Source organism: Flavobacterium sp. C4GT6 (assembly GCF_036347315.1).
In the GTDB taxonomy this organism is placed as follows: Bacteria; Bacteroidota; Bacteroidia; order Flavobacteriales; family Flavobacteriaceae; genus Flavobacterium.
The window spans coordinates 175,007-191,393 of the sequence record NZ_JAZGZU010000008.1 but is presented as its reverse complement, the minus strand read 5'-3'; the positions used below and the strand labels follow the sequence as shown (position 1 = coordinate 191,393).

The following is a 16,387-nucleotide window of genomic DNA, read 5'->3' as shown; positions in this document are numbered from 1 at the left end:
TTGGGTACGCTTTACATAATTGCTTTGTTCATCCATAATGATACTTTTTTGTGTATCGCTATTTCAGGACGTGACATTAGACATAAAAAAGCCGCTGCGAATGTATCGCAGCGGCTTTTAAATAGCATATCGTATTTTTAACTGAGGGGCTTTTTTCCTCTAAACACATTAACCAGTATAGCGATAAGTGCCAACACCAGTAATAGGTGTATTAAGGCACCGCCTACATGAATTACAAAACTTCCCAGCGCCCATAGTATGACTAATACAATAGCGATTATAAACAACAGATTTTTCATAGCAATTTTTCCCTTCCTGTTTATTTCATTTCCTTAATAAGGTCCTGTAGTCTTACAGCCTCATTGTGGTGTGTTTTAAGCGTAGGTAACATATCGGCAGCCCACATTCTTATTTCTTCGTCATTAGCTTCCTCACTGGCCTTCTCCATCTTCTTAATTGCCTTTTCATGACCATCCACCATCATATCCACATACTTTTTGTCAAAGTCCTCTGTTTTCTCTTTGCTTAGTTTATCATAAGCCTCTTTACCGTCTTCACTTAAAGCTGTGGGCAGCGATATATTTTTTAATTGTGCATTTTTCTCTAGGTCTGCCATTGCCTTAGTATGGTCGTTAAAAAGTATTTCGGCAAAAGCCCTTACTTCGGCATTAGTACTTTTTTGTTGTGCCAGTTTAGCCAGTTCAATCTCTTTCATGTTCAAATCGGCAGCAAAAACAAAATACTCGGCATCTTCTTCCTTAGCCTCATTAGTATCTTCAAACTTGGCTTCGTTTTGCTCTTCGGCAACTTCTGCAGGATCTGTTTCCTTGTTATCCTTACACGAAGTAGCCCCTAATGTCATTGTTATAAGCGCTGCACCAAGCAGCATTTTTCCTAATATTGATTTCCTTTTCATAGTCACTTGTTATTTAGATTATTTGGTTACTTCATGTTTACAATGTCAAAATTAACACATAAAGTATGACTAAAATATTAAGGGATTCACAATTAGTGTTAGGGAAATACTAAATGTAATTTATTCGTCTATTACATCTTTTCTAATCTTAACAGCATAGGTGTTCGGGGTGATTTTTTTGCCGTGAAGGCGTGCGTAAACCTTGGTAAATTCGGCACCGAAGTATAATATGATAGCCGAATAATACACCCATAAAAGTATGATAATAACGGAACCCGCCGCACCGAAGGCCGAAGCAACATCTGAATTGGTTAGGTAAATACTGATACCAAATTTCCCCAGCATAAAAAGTATAGCCGTAGTACCCGAACCCACAAAGGTATCCTTCCAAGTTACGTGTCCGTCGGGCAGTGTACGGAAAACAATTGAGAACAATAAGGTGATGATACAAAAAACTAATCCGAAGTTTAATACATATACCAGATAGACTGTAGTTTCGGGAAGGAGTTCTTTTAACTGACTACGTAATAAATCAAGCACTGTATTAGCCAGTAAACTTACTAATAGTAAAAAGCCTATAGCCCCAATCATGGAGAAGGACATAAGTCTGTTCTTGATGAACTTTTTTATACTCTTATCGGGCTTTGCTTTTAGTCCCCATATATAGTTAATGGAACTTTGTATCTCCACAAATACCCCCGATGCTCCCACAAGCAGTATCACAATACCTATAATAAGCCCCAGTACACTGTCTCCCGATAGTTTTGTATTAGTAATGATTTCCTGAATTTGTGCTGCGGCATTTGGCCCTACAAACTCATTTATTTGTCCGTAAAATTCCCCTTTAACGGCATCTTCACCAAAGAAGAGTCCGCAAACCGATATTATTATAATGGAAAGCGGCGCAATGGAGAATATAGTATAATACGAAAGTGATGCCGCCAGTTTAATGGCATTATCTGAAAAAAATTCGGTAAACGTAGTCTTTAAAAGCGTCCATACGGTAAGGCCTTTATGCTTTATGCTCATGGTTGTAACAGGTAATTTTATCGGTCAAACGAAAACAGGGACAAATCGTTATTGTTTTTGCCCTGCAGCAGGTCACACAGTATTTGTGCTCCCACCACGCTAAAGGTAATGCCGTTTCCGCCAAACCCCAAAGAAAAATATCCGTTTGGTAATTTTTTATACGGCCCTATATATGGGAGCCCGTCTTTAGTAGAGCCAAAAGTACCTGTCCAGCTGAACTCAGGCTTAAAGTTGAGATTAGGGAACATCTTATTAATATCGTTAGTAAGCTGTTTGGTTTTCCTGTTTATCAGTTTATCGCGCTTAGCCGGATTAGAAAAATCTTCATCCCTGCCCCCTACCAACACCCTGTTATCGGGTGTGGTACGCACGTAAAGGTATGGGTCGGCAGTATTCCATATAAGTACCTCATCTTTCCAAAACGGCCTGTCATTATACTGTTCGCTTACCACTGCATAGGTAGACAGCAGGTTAACAATATCCTTATCAATAAAATTAACCACCTCATAACCTGTGGCATATATCAGTTTGTTAGCCTTTATGGTGTGCCCTGATTCGGTTTTAAGTACCACACCATTTTTGTTATGCTTTATATCAGTAACGGGAGTACGGTCAAAAACATTAAGATCCTTCCCTTTTTTCTGGTGTTGTAACAGGCAGTGTGTAAGCATATAAGCATCTACCTCGGCAGCCTTGCTCGACACTATAGCACCATAGCCTTTAAAACCATATTGATCTTCAAGTTCGTCTTCATTAAGCCAGCGTACTTTAAACCCAGCTTCTTTTCTTGCTTCATATTCCTTTTTAAGCCAGCTTACATCCTTTTTATAGGTGGCATAATACAGACTTTTACGTTTTTTAAATCCGTCGAGTTTAAAACCTTTTGTAATCTCCTCAAGGGTATCAATAGCTTCTCCGCATAACTGATAGGCTCTCTGGGCGTTTTCCTTACCTATCATTTCGGTTAGCTTATACAAAGGAACATCTATTTCATACTGAAGCAGTGCTGTACTGGCACTGGTACTCCCCAGTCCAATAGTACGGGCATCTATAGTGGTGCACTGTATACCTGCATTTACCAGATAATACCTAACCAACGCCCCCGATATACCTGCGCCTATAATAACAACATCGGTTTCCACATCATGATCTAACTTAGGGAATGTAAATGGTAGCCCGTTTTTTACCAACCAAAACGGATAGCCTGATTTAAGATTCATATATTTATTAATTAATGATTTACTTATAAAGTTATGGTATAATATATTTGTAATGGAAGTGTTAGCCTAATTATAGGTTTTATTTAACTCTTGTTAAATTGGTTTTTTAATTTATAAAAAGTCATAGTTTTGCATTACAATTAACACAGTATGATCAACCCTTCTGCCAGCGGATGGATCGATAAGTTTTTTGCCAAGCTTAAAGATAATCCGCACATAAATAACAGTTCCCGTGAGTTTTACCTTTGCGTAAGGGAAACAGGATTTGTATATGGGCATGTGGTAACCTTTAACGACCTTGATGATGCCGAAACCAAAGGATGGACATCGGAAGAGACCACTAAGGCAGCACTGCTTAATACTTTGTATGCCTTATACAGACTGGTAAACCAGAAGGAAAACAAAACCGACTTTATTAACCAGGCGATTGCCTTTTACAGGGAAATGACCCCTGAAGGTTTTAATCCGCTTAAAATGGTACTGCCGGCAGGAGACCCAAGCCATCAGCTGGAAGCCATACTCGAACAGCGCATTAAAACAAACGACAATATTATAAGCCGTAACTTTTCGCATATACTTACCAATGCATTACTGTTTATGGATGTACTGGCTTTTCGCCAATACCTATTATACCATGAGCTACCGGAAAAATACCTGCGCAGGCTTGAGGAAACAGTTATGGGTATTGTTGCTATTGCACTTACCGAGAAAACCGAAAAATCATATTATGACGATCTTATCATTAAACTGTTTGAGTCGTCTGTACGTTATACCAAACTGTCTAAAATAAATAACGGCAGTATTACCATGCCCGAACTGGATTTTGCAGAATCGGAACTGGAAAAAAACTACCTATTGGATATGGCAGGAATGGCAGTATGGAGCGATGCCGTTGAAGAGCAAACCGAAATTGAGTTTTTGTACAACCTTGCCGGTCAGCTTAAACTTAGCAGGGATATTGCCAAACAGAGTATAGAGTCATTTGATCTTTTTATTGAAGAATATAAAAACGAGATTCCTTACTTTAAATACTCCAATCCTATAAAGCATTTTTACGGACATGCGGCAAAAACCGTTTCGCTGCTTATTACACGTAATAAAAAGCGTCTTATTAAGGAAATTTCCAATAACGGCGAACTAATGTTGCTACTTACCCACTCTACCCACCGTAGCCTGGATGAAGGCGAAAAGAAGAAGGTAAAAAAGCAATTGCTTGAAATTTGTAAAACGGTACCGTCACTTACTATTTTCCTGCTACCCGGTGGTAGCCTGCTGTTACCGGTACTTATTAAGTTTATACCTAAAATGCTGCCTACAGTATTTAACGAGAACCTTGATAACGAATAAAAACAAAAAAGCCGGAAAATATATGGTTTTTCCCGGCTTTTCGAATTAACACACCTTCTATAATTATCGATTAACTAAACTCAATTTTTCTTAGTCTGCATTGTACTCTTTGTACCTGTAGTATTCCTGTATTGTCATTATACCCTTGTGTACGCTTTTTCTTTTAACTGCAAGCACTAACAATACTACTGTAAGTATTGTAACACATGTCACCAAAAATATGAAAAGGGTATTTAAAAGGAAACCGCTAAAGCTTTCATTATCAAAGCTAAAATTGTTAATAAAAAGGTATCCTCCTAACAGTACTACAAACAATAATAGGAAATAGTAAAGCAGCTTCATGATTTTGTTTTTGGTTGATTTTGATACTGCAATTTCTAAATTTATATACTTACATACCAGCACTTTATGAGTATATAACTTTTGTTTAAGAAATATTTAGCAGGCAAAACCCTACACAGTTTTACTGTATATCCCACAAACAAAGGGAAGTGTAAAAAACTTTTAAACAGTTGTTTATCTGTTAAATAAAAACTAAAAAAAACATTAGTCCCTTTTCTCCGGTTTTCTGGCTAAAGGATTAAACGAAACACCTACATTAAAATAGCCTGTAGCATTTTGCTGTGTAGAAAGCGTATACTTTGAAGTCACTTTTCCCCTTTCGGTAAAACGGGAATTGAACACATTGCTTAGCCCTCCTTTAAAATAAGCTATGAACTGATGGTTAAGTATGGTTTCATAAGTAAAACCTGTTTTTATTTCAAGCTGGCGGTAATCATATACCCCTGCAAAACCAGTGCGGTTAGGGTAGTAATAAAATCCGTTTGATGTAAGTTCGCTTCCCAGCAGTATCCTGCTGTTTTTAAATAGCGGATGCCTAAACAACAACCTGTTTGGCAGGAAACAGTCAAACACCCATTGTGAGTTTTCAAACTTATGCTCCAGTGTAAATACAGGTGCAACAGGTACGGGCGATGCCGGATCTATAAAAACAAGCAGTCCCGTACTAATAGTAGTACGGGCATTGCGTTTCAGTACGATTGTCCCTCCTACAAAACCTTTTATCCTTTCTGCCGACTGTTCTGACCCATCGACAAAAACACTGGCATTATAAATAAACGGCTTATTGAACATCTTGGAAAAGTAAGTAAAGCTTAATGCTCCTGCCAAGTAATGAAAATCACTGTTATTGCTATTTACGGATCCGTTATAAGTACCTGTATTAGTAAGATTTTTTACTGTAAGGCTCTCGTAAGTATAATTAAGCGATGTGGTAATATTCCATTTCGGCTTTCTTATTACAGGAAGGTTAACGGCAAGTTTCAGCCTGCTGTGGTTTTGCAGTCTCCCTTCCTGGTAGTTCTGTTTGTAAAGCTCAGAGTCAAAGTCAGACGGCAGGTACTGCTGGTATTGCAGGTCGATTATACGAAACGACGGAAACCTGTCTGCCAGCTCTCTTTGGAAGCCTTTTTTGATTTCGTGCTGTTCCTGAGCGTTTACAAAAAGGCATAAGAATGCCGATGAAAATAAAAGCAGGCTTTTTTTCATGGAATAATGATTTTTGATTGATGATTAAACTCCTATAACTTATCAGGCTGGCTGCGGCCTAAATAGAGTTCGAAAAAGTCTTTGCGATATACATCGCCTACAGGTATCTCTGCCGATTTTATATATACGGTGTGGTTATCAAACGAATCGATATGGCTTAGGTTTACCACATACGACTTGCTTACCCTAACAAACTGTTTGGTGTTGAGGTTACTATGAATGGTTTTAAGGTTCATGGCAGTCACCATTTTACTCTCGTCAAGATGAATTACCACATAGTCCTTTAATCCTTCTATGTATCGTATATCTGTAAAAAGTATTTTATGGTACCTACGATCACTTTTAACCAGCATATACTCGTTTTCAACACCTTCCATTTCCCCTCCCTTACCTTTAAGCAGGTTGTGGTACGTTAATGCTTTTTCTATTGCGGATAACAGTCTGTCTTTTTCTATGGGTTTTACCAAATAATCTATGGCTTCTACCTCATAGCTTTTTAGTGCATACTGTGAGTAGGCCGTAGTGAATATTATTAGCGTTTCCCTTGGTACCGATAAGGCAAAATCAAGTCCGTTTATACCTGGCATTTCAATATCCAGAAAAATAAGGTCTACCTCGTTTTCATTTAAAAACTCGCGTGCTTTTTTTACCCCGTTAAAACATCCTTTAACCGTTACATTGCCAATATCCTGCAAAAGCAACAGCATACCTTCGCGAGCCAGCGGTTCATCATCTACAATTATACAGTTCATACCAGTAACGTTAATTTAACCATAAACTGAGTATCAGTTTCATTAATATCGAGTTCAAAAGCCTCGCCATAAAGCAGCTCTAACTGCCTTTTTATATTTATTAACCCCAGTCCGCCTTCGTTATTCAAGGCTGTAGGTTCTTCCGGTTTTGTATTTACGCACGAAAATATCAGTTTTTGATCTACTACTTCAAAGCCTATATCTATATGCGACGGGTTATCTAAATCCACACTGTGTTTCACCGCATTTTCTACAAAGGTTACAAACAGGTTTGGCGGTAACATAACCATCCTAATCTTATTTTCACAAACCACATCAATGTTAAAGCTAAAATCATCACGCCTTATCTTTTCTAATTCCAAAAAGTCATTTAGAAACTGAATTTCAGAAACCAGTGCCACCGCTTCTCTTCTGTTCTGATAAAGTAAATGGCGTAGAAAACCTGATAGTTTCATGATGATTTGCGAAGCCTTATCTGTATCCTTTTTAACCAGTACACTTACATTGTTAAGCATATTGAACAAAAAGTGAGGATTTACCTGATTTTTTAATTCTTTAAGCTCAATTTCCAGCGAGTTACGTTCCAGTTCGTTAATACGGTTGGTATTATATACCCACTCCTGAAACAGCTTTATAGCTGTAGAGGAGAACACCAGCATTATCAATATATTACTTACATTAAGTATTTCCCTGTATATACCCAAATGATGAATTTTATCAGGGAGCATCCTGTAGGGCTCTATATAAGTTGTTCTTACAATTCTTATTACTGCATAACTGCAAACTACCATTGCTATTAGCGATATAAGATAGGTTACAAACCTACTTTTAAGCAGGAAACGTGGTATAAGCACATACATATTTATGTACACCATAAGCAGGAAATAGCCAAACCATATTGTTTTGTTATAAAAATTATACGGTCCCGAATATTCCTTAACCCCGTTTGGGTCGTACATTATTAAAAGTAAATAAGTAAGAATGAGTAAATGCCTGTACACCCTATACTTTTTACTTATAAAAAACTCAACAAACCAGCTCTTATTATTAAAACAAAAGTTATCCAAACCCATAAATTTTACACTGCGAAATAATGCAAATTAGTACTTTAACGCATCAATTTTATACAAAACCGCTAATTAATTATACCAAACTTATTAATTAAGATTTAGGTACTACCAAATAGCGGTTTTGTATAATATAACGGGCTGTTTGTATAAAATAACTACCCCTGTACTTATATGTAATTTACATTTGAATAAAACTAGTTACTAATGGATTTATATACAATGGGACAATGGACAGATGCTATTGAAAATCTTTCTGTTAGCACACAAAAAAAGGAACAGAAGTTACAGGAACTATCCACTTTGTGGAAGTTTGTTTCCTCAAGCAGGGAGTTTGTTACTATTAATGGTGACTTTGGACTGAAGTATAATAACGAGGAGGTTAGCACTGTAGTGACCGACCTCAACCTTATACAATCGGGCTACAGTGATGTTTTAGAACAAGCACTACAGGAAACCGAACTTAACCTGCTTCATAATCAAAAACAGGGGTTTTATACGCTTACGCTCTACAAGCATATAAACAACTTTACCACAAACGGATTACTGGAACTTCAGGAAGAACTTATACTGTGCAGCGAAGGCGAAATGGTACACTATTGCTATGTGAAGGAATTTAACCGAACACAAGCCCTTTATCATAAAATAAACGCTAATCTTAAGGTTAAAGAAATTACCCGAGAAGATGTAATAGAAGTATTGAAAAAAGAGGAAGAGAAAGCCACCGGAACCAATAAAAAATGGCTTATACTTACACTGGATAATTACCAGAGCAAATGTGATCATTTCTTTATAAAGGATGAGATTTTATACCTTCCGTTTGAGTCGGGATACGATAGGATTTTTCTATTCGATTTTTTCAAATCAGAGATTATTGAACTCAAAACCCACCTGTAAAAAGCTGTCATAGCTTAAATGTTAAATAAATAACAAGTGTTTCGTAATTTTAAAATATAAGCCTGAAATTTGTTAGTGCACCTTAATTAAGTACAATTAAAATCTAAATTTTATGAACTTAAAAAGAACCTTTGGCACTATACTAACCGTACTGGGCATTGTGGGACTTATTTATGCAGCATACATTTTTGCATCGGGGTCTACCACCGGGCAAAATGTAAAAACCACTATTGTGTATGCGGTATTAGGCCTTATTTTCTTTGCATCGGGCATTGGCCTGGTTAAAAGGACTAAAGACGAATCGTAAAATCAAATTTAAAAAAAGCTATGACCAAATCACTTATTGTAAAAAACAACATCAGGATAAACGCCCCCCTTAGCCGCGTTTGGGAGGTACTTACAAAACCCAGATACATTCGCCTGTGGGATCGGCTTCCCGAAGACTTTGGCGATTATGATATTGACCCTGCCACTGTAATAGAATGGCCGGGATATTCAAGACTTTCGGTAATTGAGTTTATTCCTAACCAAAAGCTACGATACGAACTGTATGTACCTACATGGGAAGAACGCGTTACCAATATTGGTTACGCTTATACCCTAACCGTAGATGATGACGGAAACACATGGCTGGGTGTGGAAATAGGCGACTTTGCCATACTTGCCGAAGGCGACAAATACTATGATACCAGTGTGGACTTTGAAAAAACAGCTTCACAAAAAATAAAGGAACTGGCAGAAAAAAGGGAAATTGCATTTTAATTTCCCTTTGCTTTATCTGTCAAATTTTATGTACATGTATTCAAAATTAAGTGTCATTTTATTAAACTGCTTTATTACATCCTGACCTATATTGCCATAATACAGGTTATCTTTTACACCTATGTTTTCTGTAAATGCCTGCACGCTGTCTAACACCAGTTCGTGCCCTTCAACATTGGGCTTAAAAGTAATGTAATAGCCTTTTTTAGAAAGGGTTCCCCCTGCTCCGCCAAAAGTAAGATTGGTAAGCTTGTAATTGCTCTCTATTTCTTTTTGGTATCGGTTAAAGTATTTTATATACAGTGAAGTGCCCACCGCCCCCGAGTCGAACGTGTAATGATTACCCTCTATACAAATTACAGGATTAAGAAAATCAAGTGCCATATTACGTAACGGATACTGGCGTGGTACTTTTGGTACTATAAACTCATCGTTTTGGGTAATTTGAATTTCTTTTAAGGCTTCAATAACCGGAAACCCCAAAATTCCGTTTATCTGGTAATTAATTTGAGGGAATGCCAGTGCATCATCTGGAAACACTAAAAATACAGCATTATTAACCGTTATATCACCTATGGTAAACTCAGGACAAACCGCCAATTGTGATTTTACCGAAAGCCCTGTTATAGCTCCTACCTCTATTACCCCGTCAAGCATTTTCATATTAAATTGCTTTGCAGTGGTTTCGGTAACGGTTGAGATATTTGCCCCAGTATCAAAAATAAAGTCGGCTTCAATATTTCCCACTTTAATAGGAAGATTTGCCAAACCTGCAATATCCCTTTTCATGGTAACAGAAGTAAGCCTGTTTACTTTTACCTCCTGCTTTGGCTGAGCCGAAAGTGCCGTCCACATTATTTGTGAATTCTTATAATCTTCAACCTGATCTTTAGACAGTACCCCGCTATACTTATCCAGTATCTCTTTCACTATCCCGTTTGCCTTTTCATATTCATACAAACGTGCATAATTACCCTGCTGTATTTCCAGTAACTGCTGCTTTACTGAATCACTAACCTGCTGTGCATAGCCATTAAAAACCTCATCAATTTTTTTATTGGACGATTCGGGCTTATTAAAAGCATTATCTATAAAAGCCTCTAGTATGAACTTTTCAGGCTTGCCTATTTCGGGTTTGTAATACTCAAAAGTATCACGCGTCTTAAAAAAATCCTTTTCTTTAAGATAACCGCTTACCTGCGTATATCGTTCAAGTGATAAGGGACTGTCGGTTTTAGCACCACAGGCAGCCAGAATGGTTAATAAGGTAAGAGTAAAAAGTCGGTTCATTGATATTGGTATTTGTCTATACATAAAGATATTAAAAAGCTTTATACCAATTGCTTAAACCTGTAATAAAACAGCACAACTCCGTTACGGAATTCCTTTGTGGCTAGCAGCTCTAAAAAGTGTGGAGTAATCGATTTGAACAACAGTTTCCCACTGCCCAGTTTTACAGGATGTACCCATAACTGAAACTCATCTATAAGCTGACTGTCTATTAAATACCAAACCAGTTGTGCACTGCCATATATCATTATAGCCTTACCCTCCTGCTCTTTTAAATCCTTTATATAATCGGCAGGATCATCATTTACCATAATACTGTTATTCCAGGTACTATGGGTTTGCATTTTAGAAAAAACCACTTTGGTATAAGTGTTAATCATTTGTGCAAAGGCACGGTCTTCAATTGGGGAAGATAAATCAACTCCTTTATTGGACCAATAGGCCGACATGGCATTAAAAGTAATCCTTCCGAAGAGAATGGTATCAGCTTTGTTGAGTTCGTCTGAAAGGCACTCTGCCATTTCGGTTGTCCAGGCATTAAAGTGCCAATCGAGTTCACAGTGCGGTCCCGAGAGGTAACCATCACGGGTTACATTCATGGAGAGTATAAGCTTTCGCTTACTTTGTGTTTCTTTATTTGTGTATAACATAGTAGTTTAAGGTGATTAACAAAGATATAGCCCTGTAACTGCCCTTCAAGGTGTTCGTACAGACATTTTAAGGGGCGGTTACCGACATAAATAATTTTATTACCTTAGCCTTAATTCTCATGTTTATCGCTACCACCTTTTAGGTTTTATTAAATAGAAAAAGGAATTATGATACATGTATCGATACTGGTGCCTAACGAGGCTATAATGGCCAGCATAGTAGATCCCCGAACCATTTTTACCGGTGCAAACAATTTTCTTGAAGCTGCCGGACATTCTCCTGTTTTTAATATTCAGTTTGTGGGGCTTTCACGCGAGGTGGAATACCACGAAGGACTTTTTGCCGTACGTACCGATGCCCTGCTGAAAGACATTAAAAAAACCGACTTGATTATTATACCTGCCATTAGCGGTCAACTGGAAAGGACCATAGATATTAACAGGGATTTTATTCCGTGGATAATAAAACACTACAATAACGGCAGTGAAGTAGCAAGCCTTTGTATAGGTTCGTTTTTACTGGCGTCTACAGGACTGCTTGACGGTAAAGAATGTTCCAGCCACTGGCAAACGGCAAACGAGTTTAGGCAAATGTTCCCTGATGTAACCCTTGTAGACGGACGCATTGTTACCGAACAACAGGGACTTTACTCCAGTGGTGGTGCCACCTCATATTGGAGCCTGCTGCTGCATTTGGTTGAAAAACATGCCGGGCGTGATATTGCCATTGTCGCCTCTAAGGTGTTTGCCCTAGAAATTGACCGTAAGAGTCAGTCACCATTCATCATGTTTAACGGACAAAAAAATCATGACGATGAGCCTATACGTAAAGCTCAGGAGTTTATAGAGCAAAACATTGCCGAAAAAATATCTATAGACGAACTTGCAGATAAGTTTGCCATAGGGCGAAGGCATTTTGACCGACGATTTAAAAAAGCGACAAACAATACAGCAGGCGAATATATACAGCGTGTTAAGATAGAAGCAGCAAAAAAACAACTGGAAACCAGCAATAAAAACATTAATGAAATAATGTATGAAGTAGGTTATAACGATACCAAAACCTTTAGAAACCTCTTTAAAAAACTAACCGGACTTTCTCCTGTTGAATACAGAAACAAATATAACCGAGAAGCAATAGTTGCATAACTATAAAATTTAGTTAAAATTTGCAGTTTGCCAGCAACCTTTTAAATACAGTTGCATCTAATTAACAAAAACAACCTAGAAGCACTATGAAGTACCTTAAGTTTTTAGCACTATTTATAGGAATGACAACCCTTAGCGGATGTTTAAGTGACGATGAAAATTACTGTTCTCAAACCATACAGCCCTATGTAACCCAGGTTACCGGCCCCGGTACTGCCTTAACAGGTGAGGAAATAACCATAAATGTATCATTTGGTATGACTGAAGGCTGTAGCACATTTTTAGCCTTTTATGATAATGACGTATATCCAAGAACCGTTGCTCCGGCAGTGAAGTATGAAGGTTGTACCTGTAGCGGTAATGCAATTACAGCTACAGAAGGATATACATTCTCTGAAGATGAACCGGGAGAATATGAACTTAAATTTGTAAATGGTGTAAATGAAGCGGGAACTGCATACACTTATATTTACAAAACTATTACGGTAAGTGATCCTGACTAATCTAAAATAATTTTAGTTTATTTATATTGATGTATAGCCCTGCAAATTGCAGGGCTTTTTTTGTTAAAAATTAAGCTGATTTTGATATATTTGGAGTTTACACGCTTTACTTATGAACGAATTTGAAAAACAGTATCAGGAAATTTTAGACTTCCTGAAGTTTGAAGACTATCCACTTGCCATTAAACGTATTATTGACTTTACCCTTGATACTCAGGAAATAAGATTTTACACAAAAACATGTAACCTGCTTAACTGGCTTGATAATAACCCTGATGACAACTCTAAAAAGGAAAAGTTACAGGAACTGCTGGCAGAACTACATTCGGCATTAGTAAAGCGACCGCAACAAATAAGGCAAAACATACTTGAAGCCAGTGAGCTTACAAAAAAATACTCGGGTTTTACCCTTGGCCCCGTTAACCTATCGCTTAACGAAGGAGATATTATTGGCCTTGTAGGTGAAAACGGTAATGGTAAAACAACCCTTTTGCGCTCCCTGTGTGGTGAACTTCACCCTACAAGCGGACATATTAGCTATAACTTTAAGCATGAGGATTTGTATGACCTGCGTACCAAGTTGGTTTACATACCGCAGCGAACAGATACCTGGTATGGTTCCATGATGGATAACCTGCTGTTTACAGCCACAAGCTACGGCTTTTCTCCACAGGAATCTCCGCTGGTGGTAGAACTGGTAGTTGCCAGACTGGGACTTAGAAAATTTAGGAAACATAAATGGAAAGATCTTTCATCAGGCTATAAAATGAGGTTTGAACTGGCACGTATGCTGTTACGAAAACCTAAAGTACTGCTTATAGATGAACCTCTTGCCAATTTAGATATACTCGCACAACAAACCGTACTGGAAGATTTTAAGGCCATCGCTAAATCGGCCTTCAGGCCAATAGGTATAATACTGAGTTCGCAGCAACTGTATGAGGTAGAAAAAACATCTGATGAGGTTATATTCCTGAAACAGGGAATACAAAAAAACCTGAAAGAAAACAATGAGGCTAACGATACTGAAAAACATTTAGTAATAGAGTTTGAAAGCCCTTGGTCACAAAGTAAATTAAACGATTGCCTGCTAAGTACAGGCTTGGTAAGCCTACAGTTTAACGGAGGTACTTATATCGCCACATTTAACGGTAATGTTACCATAAATCATTTTATGAAGGCAGTTATAGACCAAAACATACCAGTGGTTTATATACGTGATATTTCTAACTCAACAAGACGCTTTTTTGTTTCCTAAAAACCACACCAGCCATGTTTAAAAAAATACAAAACTATTTACTGCTTCACCACCCTTTGCTGTGGAATACAAAGTTTATCCCTGTACTCATAATAACCATTATCATTAATATTTTATTTTTTGCCAGCGGTTATCTTACAGGAGCTGTAGATTTTAATGATCCGTATCAACTTAATGAATACAGGCATTATGAGCCAATGGCTATATTTCTAAACCTTATTATTGGTTTACTGGTTATTATACTATGGCTTACTTTTTACTTTAGGAACAATGGGTTTAAATCGCTTTACCCTAAAAAAAACAACTCCCTATATAAAGAGTGGCTTATTATATTAACTGTATGTCTGTTAAACTTCAGCAATACTGCGATATACGAATATGCCTTTGATTTAAGGGCAAGGAATTACTACAGTAAAGAAGAAGTAATAAAGAGAACAAACTTATTGAGCAGAGCATCAATATTTGTAGACGGGTCGTTTCATCACTGGAGTCGTTTTGACAGAACACAGCGCAATGAACTTCTCGATTCATTAGAAAACAACAATCACAGGTATGAATATAAGGAATATGATGAAGAGGTAGTAGTGATTCCGGAAGTTGAACCTGTACCTAATGTATATAATGAAGGGAATGAATTATACAATCCTGAATGGGATACAGTATGTTATTTTGAGAACCAATACCCTATTACTTCATTAATAAATAAACAAAATTTAAAATTCAGTATTCAGAGTATTGATAATGATAATAATAATGAATGGAAAGTAAAAACCTGGATGTTAAACAGGGAAAAAGACTCTATTAAAAAACTGCTTGATGATTTTTTTGTTTTAGTTAACGAACATAACCTTAAAGCCAATATAACCTCAAAACAGTGGTTTGATTTTGTGTATAAACCAAATGATTATAATGATTACCAAATAGTAGGAAACGATGAATTTAATGGAATAAATGATGAAAGAAAATCACGTAACAATAAAGAGTATAAAATCAGAAACGACTTAGAAAATAACATCGTTGAAAAAGAAGGAAGTGTAACCATTGTATTAGCCAAATATTATGTACCCCTTAAACGTATGGAAAATGCATACGACAGAATTTCGGGAGCCTACGTTTCCCCTATTACTTACGGGGACATTCTTGGCATTATTTATTTTGCCTTTATAGCATCACTTGTTATTTTTTCTTTCAGGATATCTTCTGTTAAAAACTGGCTTATTTCAGTTATTTCATTGGGTATAACGGGGCTTATTACCTTTATTTTTTCGCTTATAATAATTTATAGTTTAATAGAATACCATAGTCATAGTGAGCCATTTATCTTTATTACGATATGGGCTGTAATACTAATAGTATTGCTTTTATACTTTGTATATATTAACAGGCAAAAAACATCAAAAAAACTATCGGGTATAGTAACAAACATACTTTTATGGATATTGCCATTCACTTTGTTAATGGTATACTTCTATTTATACACATACTATGATGTAACAGCGATAAGGAATAGTTATGGAGAACGCATATATGAAAGAACCGGATTAGAAAAATTTATATATCATAACACCACTGAAATTTTTTATATAAACCTGGCTTTTATATTACTTTATATGTACCCGCTTACCAGAATAATAAAAAAATGGAAAGGTATTGCAGAGGCTTAGTCCTGCTGCATTTTTGGCAGGGTACGTACATATAGGTTTTCCACCTTTTTGCGTGCCCAGTCGGTTTTCCTTAAAAATGTAAGACTTGATTTTATACTTGGGTTTTCGTTAAAACATTTTATGTTTATCAGTTCGCCAAGGGTATCAAAGCCATAAAAAGCTACAAGGTCTTCCACTATCTTTTTTAAGGTTATGCCGTGTAACGGATCGTTTGAGTGTTTTGTTTCCATAGTGTAAATATAGTTAGTATTTTTAACACCGTTTTGCAACAGAATTACCAACAGATTACCCATAAAATATAATTATTACAGGTCAGGCTAACCCCTTGCCGCATT

The 16,387-nt window shown here is 36.9% G+C and carries 19 protein-coding genes; 8 read left to right on the top strand and 11 right to left on the bottom strand.

Going from position 1 to position 16,387, the window contains the following annotated elements:
- Positions 1 to 137: 137 nt before the first annotated feature.
- From V3Z67_RS11580 to V3Z67_RS11565, 4 genes are all read right to left on the bottom strand, one after another.
- On the bottom strand, positions 138 to 299 hold the full coding sequence (locus tag V3Z67_RS11580; RefSeq protein WP_330443463.1) for a lmo0937 family membrane protein: 162 nt from the start codon (positions 297 to 299) through the stop codon (positions 138 to 140).
- A 20-nt stretch (positions 300 to 319) separates the two neighbouring features.
- The gene (locus V3Z67_RS11575) at positions 320 to 916 is read right to left on the bottom strand and encodes a DUF4142 domain-containing protein (RefSeq protein ID WP_330443462.1); all 597 of its coding nucleotides are present in this window, start codon (positions 914 to 916) and stop codon (positions 320 to 322) included.
- Positions 917 to 1,036: 120 nt separating this feature from the next.
- Positions 1,037 to 1,945 carry a YihY/virulence factor BrkB family protein gene (locus V3Z67_RS11570; RefSeq protein ID WP_330443461.1) on the bottom strand — a complete coding sequence of 303 codons (909 nt, stop codon included), beginning with the start codon at positions 1,943 to 1,945 and terminating at the stop codon, positions 1,037 to 1,039.
- A 17-nt stretch (positions 1,946 to 1,962) separates the two neighbouring features.
- Entirely contained in the window at positions 1,963 to 3,165 is a 1,203-nt protein-coding gene (locus V3Z67_RS11565) for an NAD(P)/FAD-dependent oxidoreductase (protein WP_330443460.1), read from the bottom strand.
- A gap of 150 nt (positions 3,166 to 3,315) precedes the next feature.
- Here V3Z67_RS11565 and V3Z67_RS11560 point away from each other — a divergent pair, with 150 nt between their 5' ends.
- Entirely contained in the window at positions 3,316 to 4,512 is a 1,197-nt protein-coding gene (locus tag V3Z67_RS11560; protein ID WP_330443459.1) for an LETM1-related biofilm-associated protein, read from the top strand.
- A gap of 90 nt (positions 4,513 to 4,602) precedes the next feature.
- On the opposite strand, the gene V3Z67_RS11555 is transcribed toward V3Z67_RS11560, so the two are convergent.
- From V3Z67_RS11555 to V3Z67_RS11540, 4 genes are all read right to left on the bottom strand, one after another.
- Positions 4,603 to 4,854, bottom strand: a complete 252-nt coding sequence (locus V3Z67_RS11555; protein ID WP_330443458.1) for a hypothetical protein — start codon at positions 4,852 to 4,854, stop codon at positions 4,603 to 4,605.
- A gap of 204 nt (positions 4,855 to 5,058) precedes the next feature.
- Positions 5,059 to 6,060 carry a hypothetical protein gene (locus V3Z67_RS11550; RefSeq protein ID WP_330443457.1) on the bottom strand — a complete coding sequence of 334 codons (1,002 nt, stop codon included), beginning with the start codon at positions 6,058 to 6,060 and terminating at the stop codon, positions 5,059 to 5,061.
- A gap of 32 nt (positions 6,061 to 6,092) precedes the next feature.
- Positions 6,093 to 6,812: a LytR/AlgR family response regulator transcription factor gene (locus V3Z67_RS11545; protein WP_330443456.1), complete on the bottom strand. Its 720-nt coding sequence runs from the start codon at positions 6,810 to 6,812 to the stop codon at positions 6,093 to 6,095.
- Entirely contained in the window at positions 6,809 to 7,771 is a 963-nt protein-coding gene (locus tag V3Z67_RS11540; protein WP_330443455.1) for a sensor histidine kinase, read from the bottom strand. The genes V3Z67_RS11545 and V3Z67_RS11540 overlap by 4 nt, the downstream gene beginning before the upstream one ends.
- A 315-nt stretch (positions 7,772 to 8,086) precedes the next feature.
- Here V3Z67_RS11540 and V3Z67_RS11535 point away from each other — a divergent pair, with 315 nt between their 5' ends.
- The 3 genes from V3Z67_RS11535 (at position 8,087) to V3Z67_RS11525 (ending at position 9,538) form a co-directional block, all read left to right on the top strand.
- A complete protein-coding gene (locus tag V3Z67_RS11535) occupies positions 8,087 to 8,776 on the top strand; it encodes a hypothetical protein (RefSeq protein ID WP_330443454.1) in 690 nt (229 codons plus the stop codon).
- A 112-nt stretch (positions 8,777 to 8,888) separates the two neighbouring features.
- Complete coding sequence (locus tag V3Z67_RS11530) at positions 8,889 to 9,083, top strand: hypothetical protein (RefSeq protein ID WP_330443453.1); 195 nt, start codon at positions 8,889 to 8,891, stop codon at positions 9,081 to 9,083.
- A gap of 20 nt (positions 9,084 to 9,103) precedes the next feature.
- Positions 9,104 to 9,538, top strand: coding sequence for a hypothetical protein (locus tag V3Z67_RS11525; protein ID WP_330443452.1), 435 nt, complete (start codon positions 9,104 to 9,106; stop codon positions 9,536 to 9,538).
- Positions 9,539 to 9,550: 12 nt separating this feature from the next.
- Here the strand turns inward: V3Z67_RS11525 and V3Z67_RS11520 are convergent, their stop codons facing one another.
- Complete coding sequence (locus V3Z67_RS11520; protein WP_330443451.1) at positions 9,551 to 10,828, bottom strand: retropepsin-like aspartic protease; 1,278 nt, start codon at positions 10,826 to 10,828, stop codon at positions 9,551 to 9,553.
- Between the two features lie 41 nt (positions 10,829 to 10,869).
- A complete protein-coding gene (locus V3Z67_RS11515) occupies positions 10,870 to 11,478 on the bottom strand; it encodes a dihydrofolate reductase family protein (RefSeq protein ID WP_330443450.1) in 609 nt (202 codons plus the stop codon).
- A 168-nt stretch (positions 11,479 to 11,646) separates the two neighbouring features.
- Between V3Z67_RS11515 and V3Z67_RS11510 the strand changes: the two genes are divergently transcribed.
- From V3Z67_RS11510 to V3Z67_RS11495, 4 genes are all read left to right on the top strand, one after another.
- Complete coding sequence (locus tag V3Z67_RS11510) at positions 11,647 to 12,627, top strand: GlxA family transcriptional regulator (protein WP_330443449.1); 981 nt, start codon at positions 11,647 to 11,649, stop codon at positions 12,625 to 12,627.
- Positions 12,628 to 12,713: 86 nt separating this feature from the next.
- Positions 12,714 to 13,130 carry a hypothetical protein gene (locus tag V3Z67_RS11505; protein ID WP_330443448.1) on the top strand — a complete coding sequence of 139 codons (417 nt, stop codon included), beginning with the start codon at positions 12,714 to 12,716 and terminating at the stop codon, positions 13,128 to 13,130.
- A 112-nt stretch (positions 13,131 to 13,242) separates the two neighbouring features.
- Complete coding sequence (locus tag V3Z67_RS11500; RefSeq protein ID WP_330443447.1) at positions 13,243 to 14,388, top strand: ABC transporter ATP-binding protein; 1,146 nt, start codon at positions 13,243 to 13,245, stop codon at positions 14,386 to 14,388.
- A 14-nt stretch (positions 14,389 to 14,402) separates the two neighbouring features.
- Positions 14,403 to 16,052 (top strand): hypothetical protein, encoded by a 1,650-nt coding sequence (locus V3Z67_RS11495; RefSeq protein WP_330443446.1) that lies wholly within the window; start codon positions 14,403 to 14,405, stop codon positions 16,050 to 16,052.
- Here the strand turns inward: V3Z67_RS11495 and V3Z67_RS11490 are convergent.
- Entirely contained in the window at positions 16,049 to 16,282 is a 234-nt protein-coding gene (locus tag V3Z67_RS11490) for a VF530 family protein (RefSeq protein WP_330443445.1), read from the bottom strand. The two genes, V3Z67_RS11495 and V3Z67_RS11490, sit on opposite strands and share 4 nt — an antisense overlap.
- Positions 16,283 to 16,387 lie beyond the last annotated feature (105 nt).